Source organism: Bacteroides sp. OM05-10AA (genome assembly GCF_003439055.1).
Classification (GTDB): domain Bacteria; phylum Bacteroidota; class Bacteroidia; order Bacteroidales; family Bacteroidaceae; genus Bacteroides; species Bacteroides intestinigallinarum.
Window position 1 is genome coordinate 1 of record NZ_QSUR01000029.1, and the last position, 19,642, is coordinate 19,642.

The following is a 19,642-nucleotide window of genomic DNA, read 5'->3' on the forward strand; positions in this document are numbered from 1 at the left end:
CCCATTAGAGTATAACTAAAAAATAAAGTTGTGCAACAGGCACGTATATCAACACCCGGGTGTCAGTGCCATTGAGACCCGGGTGTCATACAACCTATTCATGTAGTCTGCAAATTATTTGAGTGCATGCTGTTTAGCTCGTAACCGTTCGAAAAGGAACTAAACAAAAACTAATAATCTTCATCTTTCTATCGGTTTCAGTCATTCTGTTTGGGGGCTATTTTACCCTTTTACCCTCTTTGTAGCCTCCTGTAACGCTTGTTTTGGACGAATTTTAAGTTGAAATGAACGAAAACAAAGTCCCGTTAGACAGTATCAGAGAAGGAAGAAATGAATTGAAAGTCCTGTTTCGGACGGTTTACCTACATTTGCCTACAGAAAAACCAATTATTTGATATCATGAGAAAAATAGTATTGATTTCATTTGTAATCTTATCTGCGGCTGTACAAATGACACATGCGCAAAAGCAAGCAGTCATCAAACTGACGGAGACGACATTGATGCACGAAATGCGTGCCACTCCTTATCCCCTTGATAAAGCGGTGGTAAATGATCGCGCGGTTTCTTTTCAGTGGCCGCTTCGTTCGGATATGAATTCCCAAGATAGTCCGCTGGATGGATTCGAGCATAAAGTAAAGAAGATAGATAAAACAAAGATTACCTATCGGTTACGTTATTCACAGGATGCCGGATTGAAGTCGGGAGTTGTTCAGGTGGAAACTCGCTGGCCGTTCTATAATCCGGAACAACCGCTTGCGTCGGGTGTATGGTACTGGCAGTTCGGTTATGTAGAAGACGGACAAGTGACTTGGGGAAGCACACAGCAAGTCACCGTAGAAGATCGTCCGGGCAAATTCTGTCCGCCTTCATTGAAAACTGTGTTGGCAAAACTACCTGCTGACCATCCGCGTGTGTGGGTCATGAAGAACGAATGGAAGGACTTTATAAATCACAGCAAACAAAAGGCAGAAAGACAATGGTATCTTGAACGTGCAGATCAAGTACTTCAGACTCCAATGAAATCAGTGAAAGATATTAATGTCTCGCAGGTGAAGAATCTGAAGAACGAGATGCAGATAAATTCATACCTCACTCGTGAGAGCCGTCGCATCATCGATGCGGAAGAGGGCAATACTGAAGCACTGATACGGGCCTGGTTGCTGACGCAGGATACTAAATATGCTGACGAAGCTATCAAACGGGTATTTATCATGGCCGACTGGGATAAAGATAAGAATGTGAAAGGTGATTTTAATGCTTCCAGCTTATTGTCTCTCTGCTCTATGGCTTATGATTCTTTTTACGACCGGTTAAGTACATCACAAAAGAAAGCATTACTGGAAGCCATCAAAAATAAAGGTGGTGAAATGTATGAGAACTTTAATAATCGGATGGAGAACCATATTGCCGACAATCATGTGTGGCAGATGACACTTCGTATTCTTACAATGGCAGCATTCAGTGTGTATGGCGATTTGCCGGAAGCCAATACATGGGTAGACTATTGTTATAACGTCTGGTTGGCACGTTTTCCCGGATTGAACAAAGACGGTGGCTGGCATAATGGCGATTCTTACTTTACGGTCAACACCCGTACATTAGTCGAAGTGCCTTACTATTATAGCAAACTGACTGGCTATGACTTCTTTTCCGATCCTTGGTATCAGGGAAATATCATGTATACCATCTTCCAGCAACCTCCTTTTTCCAAATCCGGAGGAAACGGAAGTTCACATCAGAATGTAGCACGGCCTAATAGTATTCGTATAGGATATTTAGATGCACTGGCACGTCTTACCGGAAATACTTATGCCGCTGACTTTGTACGCCGTACATTGAAAGTGGAACCGGAATATATGAAGAAAGCCTTATTGAGTAAGCCCGGTGATCTTGCTTGGTTCCGTCTGCAATGTGATAAACCTCTGCCGGAGGGCGAAGGGTTGACAGCACTCCCCGCAGGATATGTGTTCCCCGCAACAGGACTTGCCTCTTTCCAGACTAATTGGGATAGAGTGGGTGGAAATGCCATGTGGAGTTTCCGTTCTAGTCCTTATGGTTCTACCTCTCATGCACTTGCTAATCAAAATGCATTCAATACTTTCTACGGTGGGCAGCCATTGTTTTATAGTAGTGGTCATCATATTGAATTTACTGATGTACATAGTATGCTGTGCCACCGTGCCACACGGGCTCACAATACGATTCTGGTGAATGGTATGGGACAGCGTATCGGGACGGAAGGATACGGGTGGATTCCCCGTTATTACGCTAGTGAGAAAATAGGCTATGTGTTGGGCGATGCTTCCAATGCTTATGGAAAAGTAATTTCACCGCTTTGGCTGACACGTGGCGAGCAGTCCGAAGTGCATTATACACCCGAAAATGGTTGGGATGAAAATCATGTGAAGACTTTCCGTCGGCATATAGTTAATTTAGGCAAAACCGGTCTGATTTTTATTTATGACGAACTGGTGGCAGACGAACCGGTGAACTGGAATTACCTGTTACATACAACAGCAAATCCTATGACAGTGAATAAATCGAATAATCGCTTTGTACATATTCAAGCCACGAATCGGGGAGGAGCATCGGACGCTTATCTTTTCTCTACCGGAACATTACAGACTGATACGACGAGCCGTTTTTTCTATCCGGCAGTCAACTGGCTACGTGCTGATGACAAAGGGGTGTTCAAGAAGTATCCTAATCACTGGCATTTCACCGCTACATCGGAAAAAGCACAAGTATATCGTTTTGCCACTATCATCAACACACATGCACTGAAATATCCTGCCAAAGACCCCGAAATCCTGTCCGACGGACGTATCAAAGTGGGCGGATGGTTGATCAGTGTAAACCTGAAATCCGACGGTGCTCCTTCCTTCTTTATCCGCAGCACCCAAGAGAAGGTGAATATTACTTATAAAGGTGAAGCTACTGTCATCAATGAGGATGGGTATGAAACGGTAATGAGGGATACAGTGCCCGAACTGGAAATCTGATAATGAACATGAAAGATATGGATATATGAGACACTCGACTTTTAATATGAGAACTATATGCTTGTTGGCTGTATTATTGGGCATAACTGTCTTGTCAGCACAGACTCCAGGTAAACCCCGTGTACAGACTTCTGCAGCTCCGGAGGAAACTACGGTCTATAAGCCCGACGGGAAAAAGCAAGAAACGGCAGTTGTAACTTCTTCAAAAAAGGAGGAGAATAAGCGGCAATCCGGCAAAGATAATGCAGGAAAGAAAGCGGCTGCCTTTGATGGTCAACGCTATCTGGCACTGAAAACTAATGTAGCATATGATGCTTGTGCTTTGCTGAACCTTGCTGTGGAAATGCAGGTGCATAAAAAGATTACGGTAGAGTTACCGTTGACTTGCAGTTTGTGGGACTTGGGAGATAAGCATGGGGTGCGTACGGTAGCATTGCAACCTGAAGCTCGCTGGTGGATAGGAAATGAGACAGGGCGGGGACACTTTGTCGGACTGCACGCCCATGTGGCATGGTTTAACGTGAAGTGGAACGATGACCGTTATCAAGATACGGATCGTCCGCTGTTGGGAGCCGGGATAAGCTACGGTTACAAACTCCCTCTTTCCAAACACTGGGGAGCGGAATTTAATCTGGGAGTGGGATATGCCAACATGAAGTATGACACCTATTATAATGTAAACAACGGTGCACAACTGGATACGCGTGTCCGTCATTACTGGGGGATAACCCGTGTGGGAGCATCGTTGGTCTACCGCTTCTAACCTTGATAGGAACATACATATAATACGATAATAATATGAGAAGAAATTTATATATACTGCCACAGTGCACTTTCCTGTTATTCATCATCTTGTTGGTGAATGGATGCAGCCTGCACGAAGAACCGGAAATGACTCCCGAAGGAGAATTGGGAGTGGATCCGACAGCTGTAACACTGAACCTTAATCTAGCAATGAATTTAAGTTTGGCAGAAAATGCACCGATAACCATCACCCGTGCATCGGAAACCAAATATCTGCGTCGTTTCATTGTAGAAGCCTATCTGGATAGACAGGTAGCGGCACGACAAACGGTATATGAAGAGGATTTTAATCGTGCCAGTCTGTCTGTTAGCATGAAGCTGCACGCCCGTAATTACCGCATCCTGGTGTGGGCTGATTATGTGAATGCAGAGACACCGGAACAGGGACTTGTCTACGATGCCGGGAATCTGGCTTTTATCCTTCCTACCGGAAAATATATAGGGAATAGCCGCTATAAAGATGTTTTCGCTGCTTCTACTACGGCAGACCTGACCTCTTTCCGCAATCATTGGGGAGCTGAAACAAGTCTTGACGTTGAACTGTATCGCCCTGTAGCTCGCTATGAATTGGTGGCTAAAGATGTGGCAACGTTTCTCAATAAACTGTCCACAGGCGGACTGAAAGGTGAAAGTTTTACCGCTCGTGTGAAGTACAGTGATTATTTGCCTACCGGTTACAATTTGTGGGACGATGTACCCAAGAACTCGCTCATGTACATGGAATATAAAGTGGCTTTTGAACGCCCTGCTGATGGTACGAAAGAATTGCAACTGGGATTCGACTATGTGTTGACCGATGCCGGAGAAACCGTTCCCATCCCTGTAGAACTGGAAATCTTGAATGAGAAGAATGAAGTGCTGGCACGTACAGCTTTCCGTATTCCTTGTGAACGAGGCAAAAACACAACGGTGCGCGGTAACTTCCTGACTTCCGATATCAATGGCGGAATAGGGATCGACCCCGATTATGACGGTGATCTGGAGGTAGACCTTGGAGAATTGTAAAATAGACAAATCAATTAAAAATAGCTTAACCATAAAACAATTAAGATCATGAAAAAGAACTTATTTTATTCGCTAATGGCTTTGTTCGTAGTGCTTTTCGCATCTTGTGGACAAGAAGAAATTGTTTCGGATAACGGAACAGAAATTAATGCTCCTGTTACTATCTCTGTACAGGCTCCTGTAAATAACGTCTTTAGCCGTGCGGGTGTTGCCATTCCTAATGGTTATATGATGCAATGTATCATGCAATTACTGAATGCTAATGGCGATAAGATAGGCGATCAGGTAACTAAACCGGTTACAGATGGCAAAGTGTCTTTCACCATTTCTGTAGATGAACAAAAAGAAGTGTCAAAAGCATTGTTTTGGGCTGAATACGTACCAGAAAGTGGTGCTGCTAATAAGGTATATAACACTGCTGATTTGAGAGCTGTAGGATATAATACTGCATCATTCGATTTGACAAATGATGCGTTGATGGCAGCCAGCGACGCTTTCTGCGGAAAATTGGAAATGATTGGTAATGCCAGTGTAACATTGAAGCGCCCGTTCGCTAATGTGAGCGTAAAACCGAAGAACCCGGAAGTAGCTGCGCAAGCTGATAAGCTGGAAATAACATACAACGCTTTGAGTGGATATGATATTTTAGAGGGTAAATGTACTGCTACGGCTCCTGTGACTTATACAAATGCAAGTTTTGCTTCTGCGAATGGTAATTGGTTCGCTAATTTCTTTTTTGCTCCTTCGAATGTAGGTAAATTTACAGAAGAAATAACCATGACATTGAGTGGCGGATATAGTAAAGAGATTAAAATACCGGCAAACACATTACCTTTGGATGCTAATATGCAGATTATGGCTAAATTTGAAATCGGAGATGGAAACTTTGACATTGAAGTAGGAGTGGATCCGGATTATGAAGCATTGGAAATGAAGGTTGGTAGTTATATCAATGCTGAAGGTAAAGTGGTACGTGATGCAGCGGATGCTGTTGGTATCGTTTTCAAGATGGAGGCTATTGGTGATGATGTGCCGGCTAATTATCATGTGGCTCTTCAGGGAAAAACAATTGCCGGATATGCAGTAGCAATTGAAAATGTAGCGACTGCTCGTCAGACTCTTAATACGGAATTATTGACTACTTTGGCTGAAACAGCTGCAGGTATGACAAATGGAACACAGACTACGGACGTTTTATTAACAGGTCTTGGAGATGTTGCATTTAAAACAACTTATGAGAAATGGGTGGGAGAGCATGCTCCTGATAGTGAGAATTTGAGTGCATGGTATATTCCTACATTGTCGCAATTGAGTGCGTTTATGAGTACATTGTTTACTATGAAAGAGGTACCCGCTACTGGTAGTGAGGACTTCAGAAACATGCCTGAGTTTGAGTTTGTCAATGGTAAAATGTTTGATAGAGAACCGATTGCTACGGTAAACTATGCTTCCAGTACCATCAATAACCAAGGCAATGTCTCTGGTGTACGTATTAATACGGCTAGTGGTGCTGTAACTAATGCACAAGAGGCGGGTATCAGTGTTAAGACAGCTACTAATCAACAAGCTCTTTGCCGCCCGATGATTACAATCTTTAAATAGTCATTAAATATTCGACCTTATTCAATAGAAGTTCAAGGAAAGTGGGATTCCCCCATCCCGCTTTACCTTCTTCTTACATTGAAACTTTTGAAAATAGCCCTCTAATCTTATACCTAGAAAAGAAGATAATATGCACACCACATTTCGCCTATCGGTTTTTCTTTTGTTCATTGTACAGTTGTTCTGTAGCTGTACATCTGACTCGCTGCCCGAACCGGACAGTACACAGCCAGGGACGCCTGCCGGAATTCCCGATGCCTATCAGGATAAGATACGGACGCAACCTTATCCCAAAGCAGATAATGAATTGTATCTGAATCCTGCTCCTCTTATTGTTCCTCAAGCCATGAAGACGGGCGAAAGATTGCAATTTTCCCTTTCGCGTACTGAAGATTTCAGCAGTTCCGAAACGCTACTTTCCGAACCGCAGGAGTGGTGTATGTATAATCTTCATCGCCGCTTGGAGGTTGGCACATGGTATTGGCGCTTTCGTTCCACCAACCTTAATGGGACGGTGCCCGGTGAATGGAGTGCTATCTATCGTTTTGAAGTAAAGAATGATACACCGGAATTTGTAACACCTCCTTTTCAGACATTCTTAGCGAATGCTCCCCGTCTGCATCCTCGTATTTACTGTTTTTTAGATGAACGTATCGGGGAGGCTCGTAACCATGTCACTTCACACCCTGAATATAAAGAACTACAAAGTCGTGCTTCTCTGGCATTGAAAGCCGAATACACCGGAATGACTGATTTGTATAGTCGTGCAGAAGAGCTCCGGCAACATGCCACTTATCTTTATCAGGCCTATCATCTAACCCAAAAAGAAATTTATGCCGAAAAGTTGCGTCAGCTTCTCGAAGCGTTGATTGTTGCTCCCCCTACTGATGGACAACTTTTTGCATCCAACTTTACTGCCAGCAACATCGCATGGTGTCTTGTAGCAGCCTACGATCTGCTTTATGAAGATTTGTCTGTTTCCGTTCGTACTTCTGCCGAAGAACTGATGATGCGTGTGGCACGTTACTATTATAAGGTAAATTGCGGTTTTCAGGAAAACCATCTCTTTGATAATCATTTCTGGCAGCAGAATATGCGTGTCCTTTTTCAAGTGGCTTTGTCGCTTTACGACAAGCCGGCCTATTCTTCCGAAGTGCTGCCCATGATGGAATATTATTATGAATTGTGGACAGCCCGAGCTCCTGCCTCCGGCTTCAATCGTGATGGTATATGGCACAATGGTACTGGTTATTTCAGTGCTAATATCTTGACTCTGGCGTATATGCCGTCTCTTCTTTCATTTATCAGTCAGCGGGATTTCCTGTCACATCCGTGGTATCAGAATGCCGGACGCTCGTTGGTTTATACTTGCCCGCCGGGGTCGAAAAGTAACGGCTTTGGTGACAATAGTGAAAAGGGTAGTGAACCCAACCGATTGATTGCCGCTTTTGCAGACTATCTGGCGTGTGAAACGGGTGATTCCTATGCCGGATGGTATGCCGGAGAATGTCGGGACTTGTTGCGCCGGGATTATGAATTGCGTCTTTACCGGATGTGCACCGATCAGGATTATAATACTGCTTTTCCTGCCGGGGCTGATAAAATGGTATGGTATAAAGATGCTGGTGAAGTTGCCATGCACAGTGCCCCGGAAGAAACGGAAAGGGATCTTGCACTCTCGTTTCGTTCCAGTACATTTGGGTCCGGCAGTCACACTACTGCCAGTCAGAATGCTTTTAACCTGTTGTATAAAGGTGTCGATGTGTATCGCAGTACGGGCTATTATCAGAATTTCAGCGATGCTCATAATCTGATGTCCTATCGCCATACGCGGGCACATAATTCACTGTTGGTAAACGGTATCGGACAACCTTATTCTACCGAAGGTTATGGCAGTGTGATGCGTGCCATGGGTGGACAGCATATCAGTTACTGTTTGGGGGACGCTTCATATGCTTATAGAGGCATCAGCAATGACCCGATGTGGGTTGGCTACTTCAAGCAGGCAGGGATTGAACAGGTACCTGAAAATGGATTCGGTGCTACTCCATTGACTAAATACCGCCGACATGTATTGATGCTTCATCCTCATACGGTGATTGTGTATGATGAACTGGAAGCATCTGAGGTTGTCCGTTGGGAGTGGCTGTTGCATAGTCCTACGGAATTTAAGATTGATGCGACAAAGAAAACGTTGTCTACAAATAATAAAACCAAAGGACTGGTGGCTGTGACACAACTTTTTGGAGGACATGTTTTTACGCTGTCCCAAACAGATCGTTTTATAGTTCCACCCGCCATAACTGGAACGGAATATCCCAACCAGTGGCACTTGACTGCACGGGTTGACGGTTGTTCTGCTACCCGTTTCCTGGCTATTATTCAGGTAGGGGATGAGGCTGTCCCTGCTATCTACCGTGACGGTGAAACCTTTAACGTAGGTGATTGGACGATCAAAGCAGTTTTGGATGCTTCTAAGGTACCGGAACTGACAGTGAATCATCGCACTGAACAAGCAGTATTTAGTTATGGGACAAACAATTCTGTGTTGAATGGCAATTTTTACTCTCGACAGTATGAGGGTTCCTCGTTGCTTTACGATGAGATAAACGGAGCTTATCAAGTGGTAGAAATGACCGACCGGAGTCCCATATCTACCCGGGTAGTAAATCAATGATAAATAATGAAATAGAGTGAATATAAATAACAAACAGAATATGATGAAAAGTAGAATTATTTGCATTTTGTTGCTTCTTGTCGGTGTATCTGGCATTTATGCCCAGAGTTTGACCGTTACCGGTAAGGTAGTGGACAACGAAGGCTTGGAAGTGATTGGAGGAAATGTGACCGTGAAAGGAAAACAAAACACGGGTACCATTACCGATATCAATGGTAGATACACCATTACCGTTAGTGATCCGCAGAAAGATGTTTTGGTTTTCTCTTTTATCGGATTGGAAAATATGGAAGTAGTTGTGAAAGGAAGGAAACAGATTGATGTGACTATGAAGGCTGCGTCGGTATTGCTAGATGAGGTGGTAGCTATTGGTTATGCAACAGTAAAGCGTAAAGACCTGACTGGTTCGGTAGCCTCTGTGAGAAGCGATGATTTGCTCAAAGTTCCTTCGTCTGATGTAACCCAAGCTTTAGCGGGACGTATGGCAGGTGTGCAGATTATACAGACAGACGGTCAGCCTGGTGCTACGATGTCAGTGCGTGTTCGTGGTGGTATATCAATTACGCAGAGCAACGAGCCGCTTTATATTATCGACGGATTTCCGACGGAAGATGGCATGTCTAGCCTTGATCCAGCCGATATTGAAAGTATCGATGTGTTGAAAGACGCTTCGGCAACAGCAATCTATGGTGCCCGGGGAGCGAATGGTGTAGTGGTAATCACCACCAAAAGCGGTGCGAAGAGTGAAGGAAAAGCGACTCTTACTTTCGATTCTTATGTCGGTGTGCGTACGCTTGCCAAGCGGTTGGATGTATTAAGTGTGGAGGAATTTGTGTTGGCGGATTATGAAAGAACATTGGGAGATGCTACTGATCCCGAGGAAAGCATGCGGTCATGGCAAAATCGTTACGGCGGTTTTGTCGATCTTCATGAGAACTATGGCAATCGTAAAGGTATCGATTGGCTGGATTGTACGATGGGACGCACTACCGTTACACAAAATTACCGGGTAGGCATCAACGGTGGTAATGATAAGTTGAACTACAATATGTCTTATGGTTACTTCAAGGATGAAGGTGCTATGGTATATAGCGGCAGCGACAAACATAATATTGCGCTTAGTGTGAAAAGCGAAGTGAATAAGCGGCTCTCCGTTACAGGACGTATCAACTTCGATTATCTGAAAGTGTATGGAGCAGGTGTTGCCGGAAATGGTACGAATGAAGGCGGAAGTAATGTAGATGCAAAGTTTAATAAAATGGTTCAGATCTTGCAATATCGTCCTACCATTGGTATACGTGGTAGTGATTCGGATTTGTTGGCAGGAGAAGACCCTGTATTAAGTGATGCGGATGGAAACGTGATGCAGAATCCGTTGATTGCTGCTGCTGAAGAAAAAGATAATAAAGAAACACGTACATTACAAGCCAATGGCGGACTGACTTTCAAAATAATGAAAGGGCTGACCTTTCGTAACAATACGGGTATGCGTTATCAACTTTATCGTCGGGAACTTTTCTATGGAGATCAATCTATAATGGGAAGGCGCAGCGGCATTTATGGTTCTATCAGAAATACGGAAACCGGAAGTTTTCAGACTTCTAACGTCCTGACTTATGACAAACGTTTTCAGAAGAAGCATAAAGTAGTGGTACAATTGGGACAGGAATTTGTAAAACGCTGGACTCGTGTGCTTGAGTCAGGCGTCAGTGGGTTGCCTACCGATGAGTTCATTTTGGGAGATATGAGTCTGGGTACTCCATCTGTTGCTTCGTCTGATGAAAACTATGATGATAATCTGCTCTCTTTCTTTGCTCGTCTCAACTATGACTTTACCGATAAGTATTTGTTTTCCGCGACTTTCCGTGCGGATGGTTCTTCTAAATTCGGAAAGAATAATAAATGGGGGTATTTTCCTGCTGTATCTGCGGCATGGCGTGTGAGTGAAGAGAATTTTATAAAGAAACTGAATGTTTTCTCCGACTTGAAATTCCGTATCGGATACGGTTTGGCGGGTAATAATAGAATTGGTAGCTATAACAGCCTTGCTTTGATGTCTTCTATCGTCACAGCTATGGGAGATCAGCTTACTCCCGGTTATGCTTCCAAGCAGATACCGAATCCCGATCTGAAGTGGGAAGCGAACAAGACTTTTAATATGGGGATCGATTTAGGATTTCTAAATCAACGCATCACTATTTCGCCCGAATTCTATATTAATAGGAGTAGCAATTTATTGCTTAACGCCCAACTGCCTTATTCTTCCGGTTATCAGACCATGTTGATTAATGCTGGAGAAACGAAGAATGTAGGTGTGGAGTTTACTGTGAATACAGTGAATTTTTCAACAAGGAAGTTTAGTTGGAATACTACGCTGACGCTGTCGCACAATAAAAATTCCGTGAAAGCATTGACCGGTGAGGCGGTGCAACTCTATGAAGCCAAGTTTGGCTTTAACCAAAACACTCATCGTATTGCTGTCGGAGAACCATTAGGGCAGTTCTATGGTTACATCACCGAGGGGCTGTATCAGGTAGATGATTTTAATTATGATGCTTCTACGCAGACCTATACCCTGAAAGATGGTGTACCTTATCATGGTGATAAAGGTCAGATTCGTCCGGGTATGTGGAAGTTCAAGAACTTGACCGGAGATGATAATGTGATTGATGAAAATGATAAAACTGTCATTGGTAACGCTCAACCGAAATTCTATGGAGGATTGAACAACTCTTTTACTTACAAAGGATTTGATTTAAGTATATTCCTGACTTTCAGCTATGGCAATGAAGTGCTGAATGCGACCAAACTGGTTACCAGTAAGGTGGGGAGCTTGAACTACAATGCATTGGATGTGATGAATAGTTCTAATCGTTGGATGACAATCAATACTGAAGGAGAGAAAGTGACTGATCCCGGAGAACTGGCAGTTTTGAATGCCGGTAAAACCGTAGCTGTTTATCATGATGCTCAACAGGGAGATAATTATATTCATTCATGGGCAGTGGAGGATGCTTCCTATTTAAAACTAAGTAATGTGACTTTGGGATATACATTCCCTAAAAATCTGATTGCAAGGGTAGGACTGAAGAACCTGCGTTTATATGCCACTGGTAATAATCTGTTGACCTGGACCAAGTATTCAGGTTTCGACCCGGAAGTCTCTACAATGAAAAGCGGTTTGACACCGGGTGTTGACTTTGGAGCGTATCCGCTTAGCCGTTCTTTTATTTTTGGTCTCAACGTAGCTTTTTAATTCTTTAAATACATAGTAATCATGAAAAAGATACATCTATTATATGCCGTATTCGTCCTATTGGCAACAGGATTTTCCTCTTGTGAGGATTTGCTGACGGAAGAACCTAACTCAAAATATGATCGGGATCGCTATTTCGATTCGGAAGATAAAGCGGAAATGGCAGTGATGGGAATATATAGTTCACTGTCAGACTTCAATCATTATGGCTGGTACGAAATGGCTTCTCCTGCATCGGATGATACCTATTATACGGCTCGTACGCAGTCTGATAATCAAATTCACGATATTGCTCATTATCGGCTGAATTCCACAAATACATGGATTGAAAGTATATGGAAACTGAAATATGAAGGAATTGACCGGGCTAATCTGACTATTGACGGAATTCAGGGAATGACAGGATACGAAGAAAACACCCGGCTGAAAGCATTGGAAGCAGAAGCGCGCTTTCTACGTGCTTTCCTCGCATTTGATTTAGTGAGGTACTGGGGAGATGTACCTTTTAAAACATCTTATTCTTCTTCCTATGAATCTGCTTTTGGTGAACGTGTGGACCGGGAAGTGATTTATGACGAAATTATATCTGACCTTATTTTTGCTAAGAATAATCTGGAATGGGCAACGGTTTCTTACAGTCCCGAGAGGGTGACACAAGGGGCTGCTCGTGCATTGCTGATGCGTGTATATTTGCAGCGTGCCGGATATAGTCTCCAATCGAATGGACAACTGAAACGTCCGGACGATAGTAAGCGGATGGAGTATTTCGATGCAGTGATAGAAGAGTGGGAGGCTTTTGAAAAGAAAGGATATCATGATTTTTATGACGGTAGCTATGAAGAGCTCTTCAAAAGCTTCTCGCAAGGAGTACTGAATAGCAAGGAGAGCCTTTGGGAAATTGCTTTCTATCATTCACAAGGACGTCGTAACGGTGGAGCGTGGGGCATTTATAATGGTCCGCAGGTGGCGGAGCCAACCGGTGTGTCTGTATCTGAAGCAAATCAATATATGGGACGTGCCAACGGATTTTTTATAGTAGTTCCCGAATGGCGTAGCTTTTTTGAAGAGAATGATAAGCGTCGTGATGTTGCAATTTGTACCTATCGTTATACTTGGAATGGTACTAAGAAAGAGCATGTAAAAGAGGAAAGAAGTGCAGGAAGTTGGTATGTGGGAAAATGGCGCAGGGAATGGATGCCGAAAGAATCATGGAACAAGAATATCAATTATGCTGATGTGAACTACTGCCCTTTGCGTTATGCTGACGTGGTATTGATGGCAGCAGAGGCGTATAATGAAACAGGAGCAGACAGGCAAAAAGCATGGAGTTTGCTAAATAGCGTACGTACACGTGCTGAAGCAACTTCTATAACAGAAACAAATTATGTTGAAATGATGAGTGCACGCAAAAAGACACACAACTTGACTTTCATTGACGATTCTACACCAGAAGGAAAGTTTCGCACAGTTCTTTACTGGGAACGTGGCTTTGAACTGGCTTTTGAAGGACAACGCAAATATGATCTGATACGTTGGGGAGTGCTGGGCAAGGCTCTGAAACTATTTGGAGAGATCAGTTCCGTAAATCAAAAAGAGAACAAACCATATCCAGCCTACCGTAATTTTACGGAGGGCAAACATGAGCTTTTTCCTATTCCTCTGAAAGAGATACAAAGTAACCCGAAACTCAATGGAATGAATAATAACGGGTATTAGTAAGACCCTCAATAGAATAGACGACTGGAAAAATATACAGAAATTGTTTGCCAATTCAAAGAAAAGCCGTACTTTTGCAAGCCGATTATTATCACAAAATGATAAGAGATTAATTCATAGCAAGTTAGTTATCCTTTGTCCGGGGAGACTAATATGTGGTGAAGAAAATTTTTAGTAGTAACATTTAAAAAACAAAATTAGAGTGGATACTTTAAGTTACAAGACCATTTCTGCAAACAAAGCGACTGTAACCAAAGAATGGGTTATCGTTGACGCTACAGACCAGACTTTAGGTCGTCTGGGAGCAAAAGTTGCAAAATTGCTGAGAGGAAAGTACAAACCAAACTTTACTCCTCACGTAGACTGCGGTGATAACGTTATCATCATCAATGCAGACAAAGTAAAACTGACTGGTAACAAATGGAATGACAGAGTATATTTGTCATATACTGGTTATCCTGGTGGTCAGAGAGAAATGACTCCTGCCCGTTTGATTACAAAACCGAACGGTGAAGAGAGATTACTGAAAAAAGTAGTGAAGGGTATGCTTCCTAAGAACATTCTGGGAGCTAAATTGCTGAACAACTTGTATGTTTACGCTGGTAGCGAACACAAACAGGCTGCACAGAACCCGAAAATGATTGATATTAATTCATATAAATAAGATATAATGGAAGTAGTAAATGCATTAGGCAGACGTAAACGTGCTATTGCACGCATATTCGTAAGCGAAGGTACAGGAAAGATTACTATTAACAAGAGAGACCTTGCAGAGTACTTTCCATCAACTATTCTTCAGTATGTTGTAAAACAACCATTGAACAAGCTGGGTGCTGCTGAGAAGTATGACATCAAGGTTAACTTGTGTGGTGGTGGTTTCACAGGTCAGTCTCAGGCATTGCGTTTGGCAATCGCTCGTGCACTGGTTAAGATGAACGCTGAAGATAAAGCAGCTCTTCGTGCAGAAGGCTTCATGACTCGTGACCCTCGTTCTGTTGAACGTAAGAAACCGGGACAGCCGAAAGCTCGTAGAAGATTCCAGTTCAGCAAGCGTTAATGTGCTGCCTGATAGAGGAATATGTTTAGTATCTAAACTACTGGGACTCTGTTCATAGACTACCCAGCGGTTGGTTTAGAAAAAACAAAAAAGAAAGTAAACGATTTAAAGAAAAAACAAGATGTCAAGAACAAATTTTGATACATTATTGGAGGCTGGTTGCCACTTCGGACACCTTAAGAGAAAGTGGAACCCTGCAATGGCTCCTTATATTTTCATGGAACGCAATGGTATTCATATCATTGACCTCCACAAAACAGTTGCAAAAGTAGACGAAGCTGCTGAAGCTTTGAAACAGATTGCCAAATCTGGCAAGAAAGTTCTTTTTGTTGCTACTAAAAAACAAGCTAAACAAGTTGTAGCTGAGAAAGCTCAATCTGTTAATATGCCTTATGTAATCGAGCGTTGGCCGGGTGGTATGTTGACTAACTTCCCGACTATCCGTAAGGCTGTGAAGAAAATGGCTACTATCGATAAATTGACTAACGATGGTACATATTCTAACCTCTCTAAGAGAGAAGTTCTTCAGATTTCTCGTCAACGTGCAAAATTAGACAAGACTTTGGGATCTATCGCTGACCTGACTCGTCTGCCGTCTGCATTGTTCGTAATCGACGTAATGAAAGAAAATATCGCAGTTCGCGAAGCTAACCGTTTGGGTATCCCTGTATTTGGTATCGTTGATACTAACTCTGATCCTTCAAACGTGGATTTCGTAATTCCTGCTAATGATGACGCTACTAAATCAATAGAAGTTATCCTGGATGCTTGTTGCGCTGCAATGATCGAAGGTTTGGAAGAAAGAAAAGCTGAAAAGATCGACATGGAAGCAGCTGGTGAAGCTCCTGCTAACAAAGGCAAGAAGAAATCAGTAAAAGCTAGACTCGACAAGTCTGACGAAGAAGCTATCAACGCAGCTAAAGCTGCTGCTTTCATCAAGGAAGACGAAGAGGCTTAATATATAAAATGTGCCAATTTGCTAATGTGCAAGGGTGTTGTTATACACTTGCATCTTGATTGGCAGATTGGCACATTTTTTTGTTTCGAAAATTATTATTCATTTAAATAAAGGAAATTATTATGGCTGTAACTATGGCTGATATTACCAAGCTGCGCAAAATGACCGGAGCTGGTATGATGGATTGCAAGAATGCATTAACAGAGGCTGATGGCGATTACGACAAGGCAATGGAGATTATCCGTAAGAAAGGACAAGCTGTTGCTGCTAAGCGTTCTGAACGTGAGGCTTCTGAAGGTTGCGTTCTGGCTAAGACTACCGGTGACTATGCCGTTGTCATTGCTTTGAAGTGCGAAACTGACTTCGTAGCTCAGAATGCTGACTTTGTGAAACTGACTCAGGATATTCTTGATCTTGCTGTGGCTAACAAATGCAAGACATTGGATGAAGTAAAAGCATTGCCGATGGGTAACGGTACTGTACAGGATGCAGTGACTGACCGTAGCGGTATCACAGGTGAGAAAATGGAACTTGATGGTTACATGACTGTAGAAGGCGCAAGCACTGCTGTTTACAACCACATGAACAGAAATGGTCTTTGTACGATTGTTGCTTTTAACAAGAACGTTGACGAGCAGTTGGCTAAGCAAGTAGCTATGCAGATTGCTGCCATGAATCCGATCGCTATTGATGAGGATGGTGTTTCTGAAGAAGTGAAGCAAAAAGAAATCGAAGTAGCTATCGAAAAGACAAAGGCTGAACAGGTACAGAAGGCTGTAGAAGCTGCTCTGAAGAAAGCTAACATCAACCCGGCTCATGTAGACAGCGAAGATCACATGGAAAGCAATATGGCTAAAGGTTGGATTACAGCTGAAGATGTAGCGAAAGCAAAAGAAATCATTGCTACTGTTTCTGCTGAAAAGGCTGCACATCTGCCTGAACAAATGATTCAAAACATCGCTAAAGGTCGTCTGGCTAAGTTCTTGAAAGAAGTTTGCCTGCTGAACCAAGAAGATATTATGGACGCTAAGAAGACTGTAAGAGAAGTGTTGGCTGCTGCTGATCCTGAACTGAAGATTGTTGACTTCAAGCGTTTCACTTTGAAAGCTGAATAATCTGATTCAAATCTTGTTAAGTACTACTTACAAAGTCAGATTTATTATATGTAAAATTTGGGAAAAGAGTTCGGTGTTGCACCGGACTCTTTTTCTTTAAGGCATATCTTAGGGATAGGGACTATTTCAGTGCTTTATCTATTTGCTTCATAAGCGTATCTATGGCTCCATCTTCATAGCCGGTAGTAGCTGATATTACTTTTCCTTCTTTGTCTATTAAATAACTTCTGGGAATCATTTTGGTGGCGAATTTACCTGTAACTTCCCGTTTGGGATCCGGGTAGAGGGGAAATGTAAACCCTTTTCTTTTATTATATTCCGCTAATTGGTCGTCTGTATGCTCGCGACCGATTACTAGCATACAGAAATCCTTGTTGTTTTTATATTTAGGCCAGAGTGTTTTCTGAACTTCAGCCAGTTCGCTTTGGCAAGGGCCGCACCAGGTAGCGAAAATATTGATTAATACAACTTTCCCTTTTAGATCTGCAGAGTTTACGGTGCCGTTTGCTGTTGAATGAAGGGTGAAAGCAGGCATATTGTCACCTACCTTTACAATATCCGCGTCACTTTCTTGTGCGAATGACAACAGTGAGAATAGTGTTGCCGCACAGAATAATATTACTTTTCTCATTTCTTGTATTATTTAATTTAACCTCCTATGCCTTTGGTTTTAGTATATCCTTCTTTGATGAGTAGATCTATGATCTTGGTCTTGAAATCTCCTTGTACCATTATCTCTCCGTCTTTAGCTGAACCGCCTACTCCACATTTGCTTTTCAGTAACTTGCCCAGCTCTTTCAAATCATTATCCGTACCCACAAATCCGGTAATTAATGTTACCACTTTACCACCCCGGTTCTTTTTGTCAATGGAAACCCGCAGGTTTTGCTTGTCTTTGTCGAGGGTAACCTGTTCTTCATCGTTATCCATTTCATAGCCGAAGTCTGGATTCGTGGAGTACACAACGTTCAATCTATCTTTCCAATCATTATTTTTCATACTTGTCATTTTTAATCCTTTTCAAAAGTATTAAACTTATCGAAAAGAGCAAAATTTGAGTCTCTTTTCATCGTTTTGTTTAATCTCTATTAAGGTTTTCTGTTATAGGGTTGTCAGTCTCAAAAAATAATGTACTTTTGCAAAATACCAAATTTTGTAAGAAGTATGAGCACTTATATACGAAAAGAGGCGGATAAAGTGCCGGAGCCTACCTTGCGCAGACTTCCCTGGTATCTGTCCAATATAAAACTAATGAAAGAAAAAGGGGAGCAGTATGTCTCTTCTACACAAATCTCTAAGGAAATAAATATTGACGCTTCTCAAATCGCCAAGGATTTGTCATACGTCAATATCTCGGGGCGTACGAGGGTGGGATACAATATTGATGCGCTGATTGAGGTGTTAGAGAGCTTTCTTGGATTTACCAATATGCACAAAGCCTTCTTGTTTGGTGTAGGTAGCCTGGGGGCTGCTTTGCTTCGGGATTCTGGTTTGCATCATTTCGGACTGGAGATTGTGGCTGCTTTTGATGTGAATCCGGAACTGGTGGGAAAAGACCTGAATGGCATTCCTATTTTTCATTCCGATGACTTTGAAGCAAAGATGAAAGAATACGATGTAAATATCGGTGTATTGACCGTACCTATTAATATTGCTCAGGAAATTACAGATAAGATGGTAGACGGAGGTATAAAAGCCGTATGGAACTTTACTCCTTTCCGAATCCGTGTACCCGAGAATATAGTGGTGCAGAATACGTCTCTATATGCTCATTTGGCTGTTATGTTTAACCGATTGAATTTTAACGAGAAATAATGAAGATTATTGCAGTAGGAATGAACTACGCCCAGCATAACAAAGAACTGGGACATACACAAGTAAATACGGAGCCGGTGATTTTTATGAAGCCTGATTCTGCTATTCTGAAGGATGGCAAACCGTTTTTCATTCCCGACTTTTCTAAAGAGATACATTATGAAACGGAACTGGTGGTCCGTATCAACCGATTGGGGAAAAATATAGCTCCCCGCTTTGCTAACCGTTATTATGATGCGGTGACTGTGGGTATCGACTTTACGGCTCGTGACCTTCAGCGAAAGTTCCGTGAACAGGGTAATCCCTGGGAGCTTTGCAAAGGTTTTGATTCGTCGGCTGCTATTGGAACTTTTGTTCCGGTGGAGCACTATAAGGATATTCAGAATCTTGACTTTCATTTGTTGATCGACGGTAAGGAAGTGCAGCGTGGCTGTACGGCAGATATGCTTTTCAAGATAGATGATATAATCGCTTATGTAAGCCAGTTTGTAACTTTGAAAATTGGTGACTTGCTCTTTACTGGGACTCCTGTAGGTGTAGGTCCTGTTAGTATCGGACAGCGTTTGCAAGGTTATCTGGAGGGAGAAAAACTGCTGGATTTCTATATTCGTTGATCTTTTTTATTCATTAGTAC

Annotated in this window: 15 protein-coding genes; 13 read left to right on the forward strand and 2 right to left on the reverse strand. The window is 42.6% G+C overall.

The genetic code is table 11. The features are described from left to right. Nucleotides 1-399: 399 nt before the first annotated feature. The 11 genes from DXB58_RS19730 to tsf all read left to right on the forward strand — a co-directional run bounded on the left by DXB58_RS19730 (nt 400) and on the right by tsf (nt 17,193). A complete protein-coding gene (locus DXB58_RS19730; RefSeq protein ID WP_122137991.1) occupies nt 400-3,003 on the forward strand; it encodes a DUF4962 domain-containing protein in 2,604 nt (867 codons plus the stop codon). 25 nt (nt 3,004-3,028) lie between these two features. After that, nucleotides 3,029-3,766, forward strand: coding sequence for a DUF3575 domain-containing protein (locus tag DXB58_RS19735; protein WP_122137992.1), 738 nt, complete (start codon nt 3,029-3,031; stop codon nt 3,764-3,766). Nucleotides 3,767-3,801: 35 nt separating this feature from the next. Then, nucleotides 3,802-4,812: a DUF6562 domain-containing protein gene (locus DXB58_RS19740; protein ID WP_122137993.1), complete on the forward strand. Its 1,011-nt coding sequence runs from the start codon at nt 3,802-3,804 to the stop codon at nt 4,810-4,812. A 48-nt stretch (nt 4,813-4,860) separates the two neighbouring features. After that, entirely contained in the window at nt 4,861-6,414 is a 1,554-nt protein-coding gene (locus tag DXB58_RS19745) for a hypothetical protein (RefSeq protein WP_122137994.1), read from the forward strand. Between the two features lie 130 nt (nt 6,415-6,544). Further along, on the forward strand, nt 6,545-9,091 hold the full coding sequence (locus DXB58_RS19750; RefSeq protein ID WP_122137995.1) for a DUF4962 domain-containing protein: 2,547 nt from the start codon (nt 6,545-6,547) through the stop codon (nt 9,089-9,091). Nucleotides 9,092-9,131: 40 nt separating this feature from the next. Next, nucleotides 9,132-12,347 (forward strand): TonB-dependent receptor, encoded by a 3,216-nt coding sequence (locus DXB58_RS19755; protein ID WP_122137996.1) that lies wholly within the window; start codon nt 9,132-9,134, stop codon nt 12,345-12,347. Nucleotides 12,348-12,368: 21 nt separating this feature from the next. Then, nucleotides 12,369-14,063 (forward strand): RagB/SusD family nutrient uptake outer membrane protein, encoded by a 1,695-nt coding sequence (locus DXB58_RS19760; protein WP_122137997.1) that lies wholly within the window; start codon nt 12,369-12,371, stop codon nt 14,061-14,063. 202 nt (nt 14,064-14,265) lie between these two features. Next, on the forward strand, nt 14,266-14,727 hold the full coding sequence (rplM, locus tag DXB58_RS19765; protein ID WP_004297202.1) for a 50S ribosomal protein L13: 462 nt from the start codon (nt 14,266-14,268) through the stop codon (nt 14,725-14,727). A 6-nt stretch (nt 14,728-14,733) separates the two neighbouring features. Continuing rightward, complete coding sequence (gene rpsI / locus DXB58_RS19770; RefSeq protein ID WP_004297203.1) at nt 14,734-15,120, forward strand: 30S ribosomal protein S9; 387 nt, start codon at nt 14,734-14,736, stop codon at nt 15,118-15,120. Between the two features lie 121 nt (nt 15,121-15,241). Further along, nucleotides 15,242-16,078: a 30S ribosomal protein S2 gene (rpsB, locus tag DXB58_RS19775; RefSeq protein WP_004305566.1), complete on the forward strand. Its 837-nt coding sequence runs from the start codon at nt 15,242-15,244 to the stop codon at nt 16,076-16,078. 122 nt (nt 16,079-16,200) lie between these two features. Next, nucleotides 16,201-17,193: a translation elongation factor Ts gene (gene tsf / locus DXB58_RS19780; protein ID WP_004305564.1), complete on the forward strand. Its 993-nt coding sequence runs from the start codon at nt 16,201-16,203 to the stop codon at nt 17,191-17,193. Nucleotides 17,194-17,314: 121 nt separating this feature from the next. On the opposite strand, the gene DXB58_RS19785 is transcribed toward tsf, so the two are convergent. Next, complete coding sequence (locus tag DXB58_RS19785) at nt 17,315-17,824, reverse strand: redoxin family protein (protein WP_122137998.1); 510 nt, start codon at nt 17,822-17,824, stop codon at nt 17,315-17,317. A 17-nt stretch (nt 17,825-17,841) separates the two neighbouring features. Next, nucleotides 17,842-18,192 (reverse strand): translation initiation factor, encoded by a 351-nt coding sequence (locus DXB58_RS19790; RefSeq protein WP_004305562.1) that lies wholly within the window; start codon nt 18,190-18,192, stop codon nt 17,842-17,844. A 165-nt stretch (nt 18,193-18,357) separates the two neighbouring features. Between DXB58_RS19790 and DXB58_RS19795 the strand changes: the two genes are divergently transcribed. After that, nucleotides 18,358-19,008, forward strand: a complete 651-nt coding sequence (locus DXB58_RS19795) for a redox-sensing transcriptional repressor Rex (protein ID WP_008650453.1) — start codon at nt 18,358-18,360, stop codon at nt 19,006-19,008. Further along, nucleotides 19,008-19,622: a fumarylacetoacetate hydrolase family protein gene (locus DXB58_RS19800; RefSeq protein ID WP_004297209.1), complete on the forward strand. Its 615-nt coding sequence runs from the start codon at nt 19,008-19,010 to the stop codon at nt 19,620-19,622. The genes DXB58_RS19795 and DXB58_RS19800 overlap by 1 nt, the downstream gene beginning before the upstream one ends. Nucleotides 19,623-19,642: the final 20 nt, after the last annotated feature.

Coding starts and splice junctions, on each gene's coding strand:
- rpsI (WP_004297203.1), top strand. CDS start 14,734: ATGGAAGTAGTAAATGCATTAGGCAGACGTAAACGTGCTATTGCACGC.
- DXB58_RS19760 (WP_122137997.1), top strand. CDS start 12,369: ATGAAAAAGATACATCTATTATATGCCGTATTCGTCCTATTGGCAACA.
- DXB58_RS19785 (WP_122137998.1), bottom strand. CDS start 17,824: ATGAGAAAAGTAATATTATTCTGTGCGGCAACACTATTCTCACTGTTG.
- DXB58_RS19745 (WP_122137994.1), top strand. CDS start 4,861: ATGAAAAAGAACTTATTTTATTCGCTAATGGCTTTGTTCGTAGTGCTT.
- DXB58_RS19800 (WP_004297209.1), top strand. CDS start 19,008: ATGAAGATTATTGCAGTAGGAATGAACTACGCCCAGCATAACAAAGAA.
- DXB58_RS19730 (WP_122137991.1), top strand. CDS start 400: ATGAGAAAAATAGTATTGATTTCATTTGTAATCTTATCTGCGGCTGTA.
- DXB58_RS19740 (WP_122137993.1), top strand. CDS start 3,802: ATGAGAAGAAATTTATATATACTGCCACAGTGCACTTTCCTGTTATTC.
- DXB58_RS19790 (WP_004305562.1), bottom strand. CDS start 18,192: ATGAAAAATAATGATTGGAAAGATAGATTGAACGTTGTGTACTCCACG.
- rpsB (WP_004305566.1), top strand. CDS start 15,242: ATGTCAAGAACAAATTTTGATACATTATTGGAGGCTGGTTGCCACTTC.
- tsf (WP_004305564.1), top strand. CDS start 16,201: ATGGCTGTAACTATGGCTGATATTACCAAGCTGCGCAAAATGACCGGA.
- DXB58_RS19795 (WP_008650453.1), top strand. CDS start 18,358: ATGAGCACTTATATACGAAAAGAGGCGGATAAAGTGCCGGAGCCTACC.
- DXB58_RS19755 (WP_122137996.1), top strand. CDS start 9,132: ATGATGAAAAGTAGAATTATTTGCATTTTGTTGCTTCTTGTCGGTGTA.
- DXB58_RS19750 (WP_122137995.1), top strand. CDS start 6,545: ATGCACACCACATTTCGCCTATCGGTTTTTCTTTTGTTCATTGTACAG.
- DXB58_RS19735 (WP_122137992.1), top strand. CDS start 3,029: ATGAGACACTCGACTTTTAATATGAGAACTATATGCTTGTTGGCTGTA.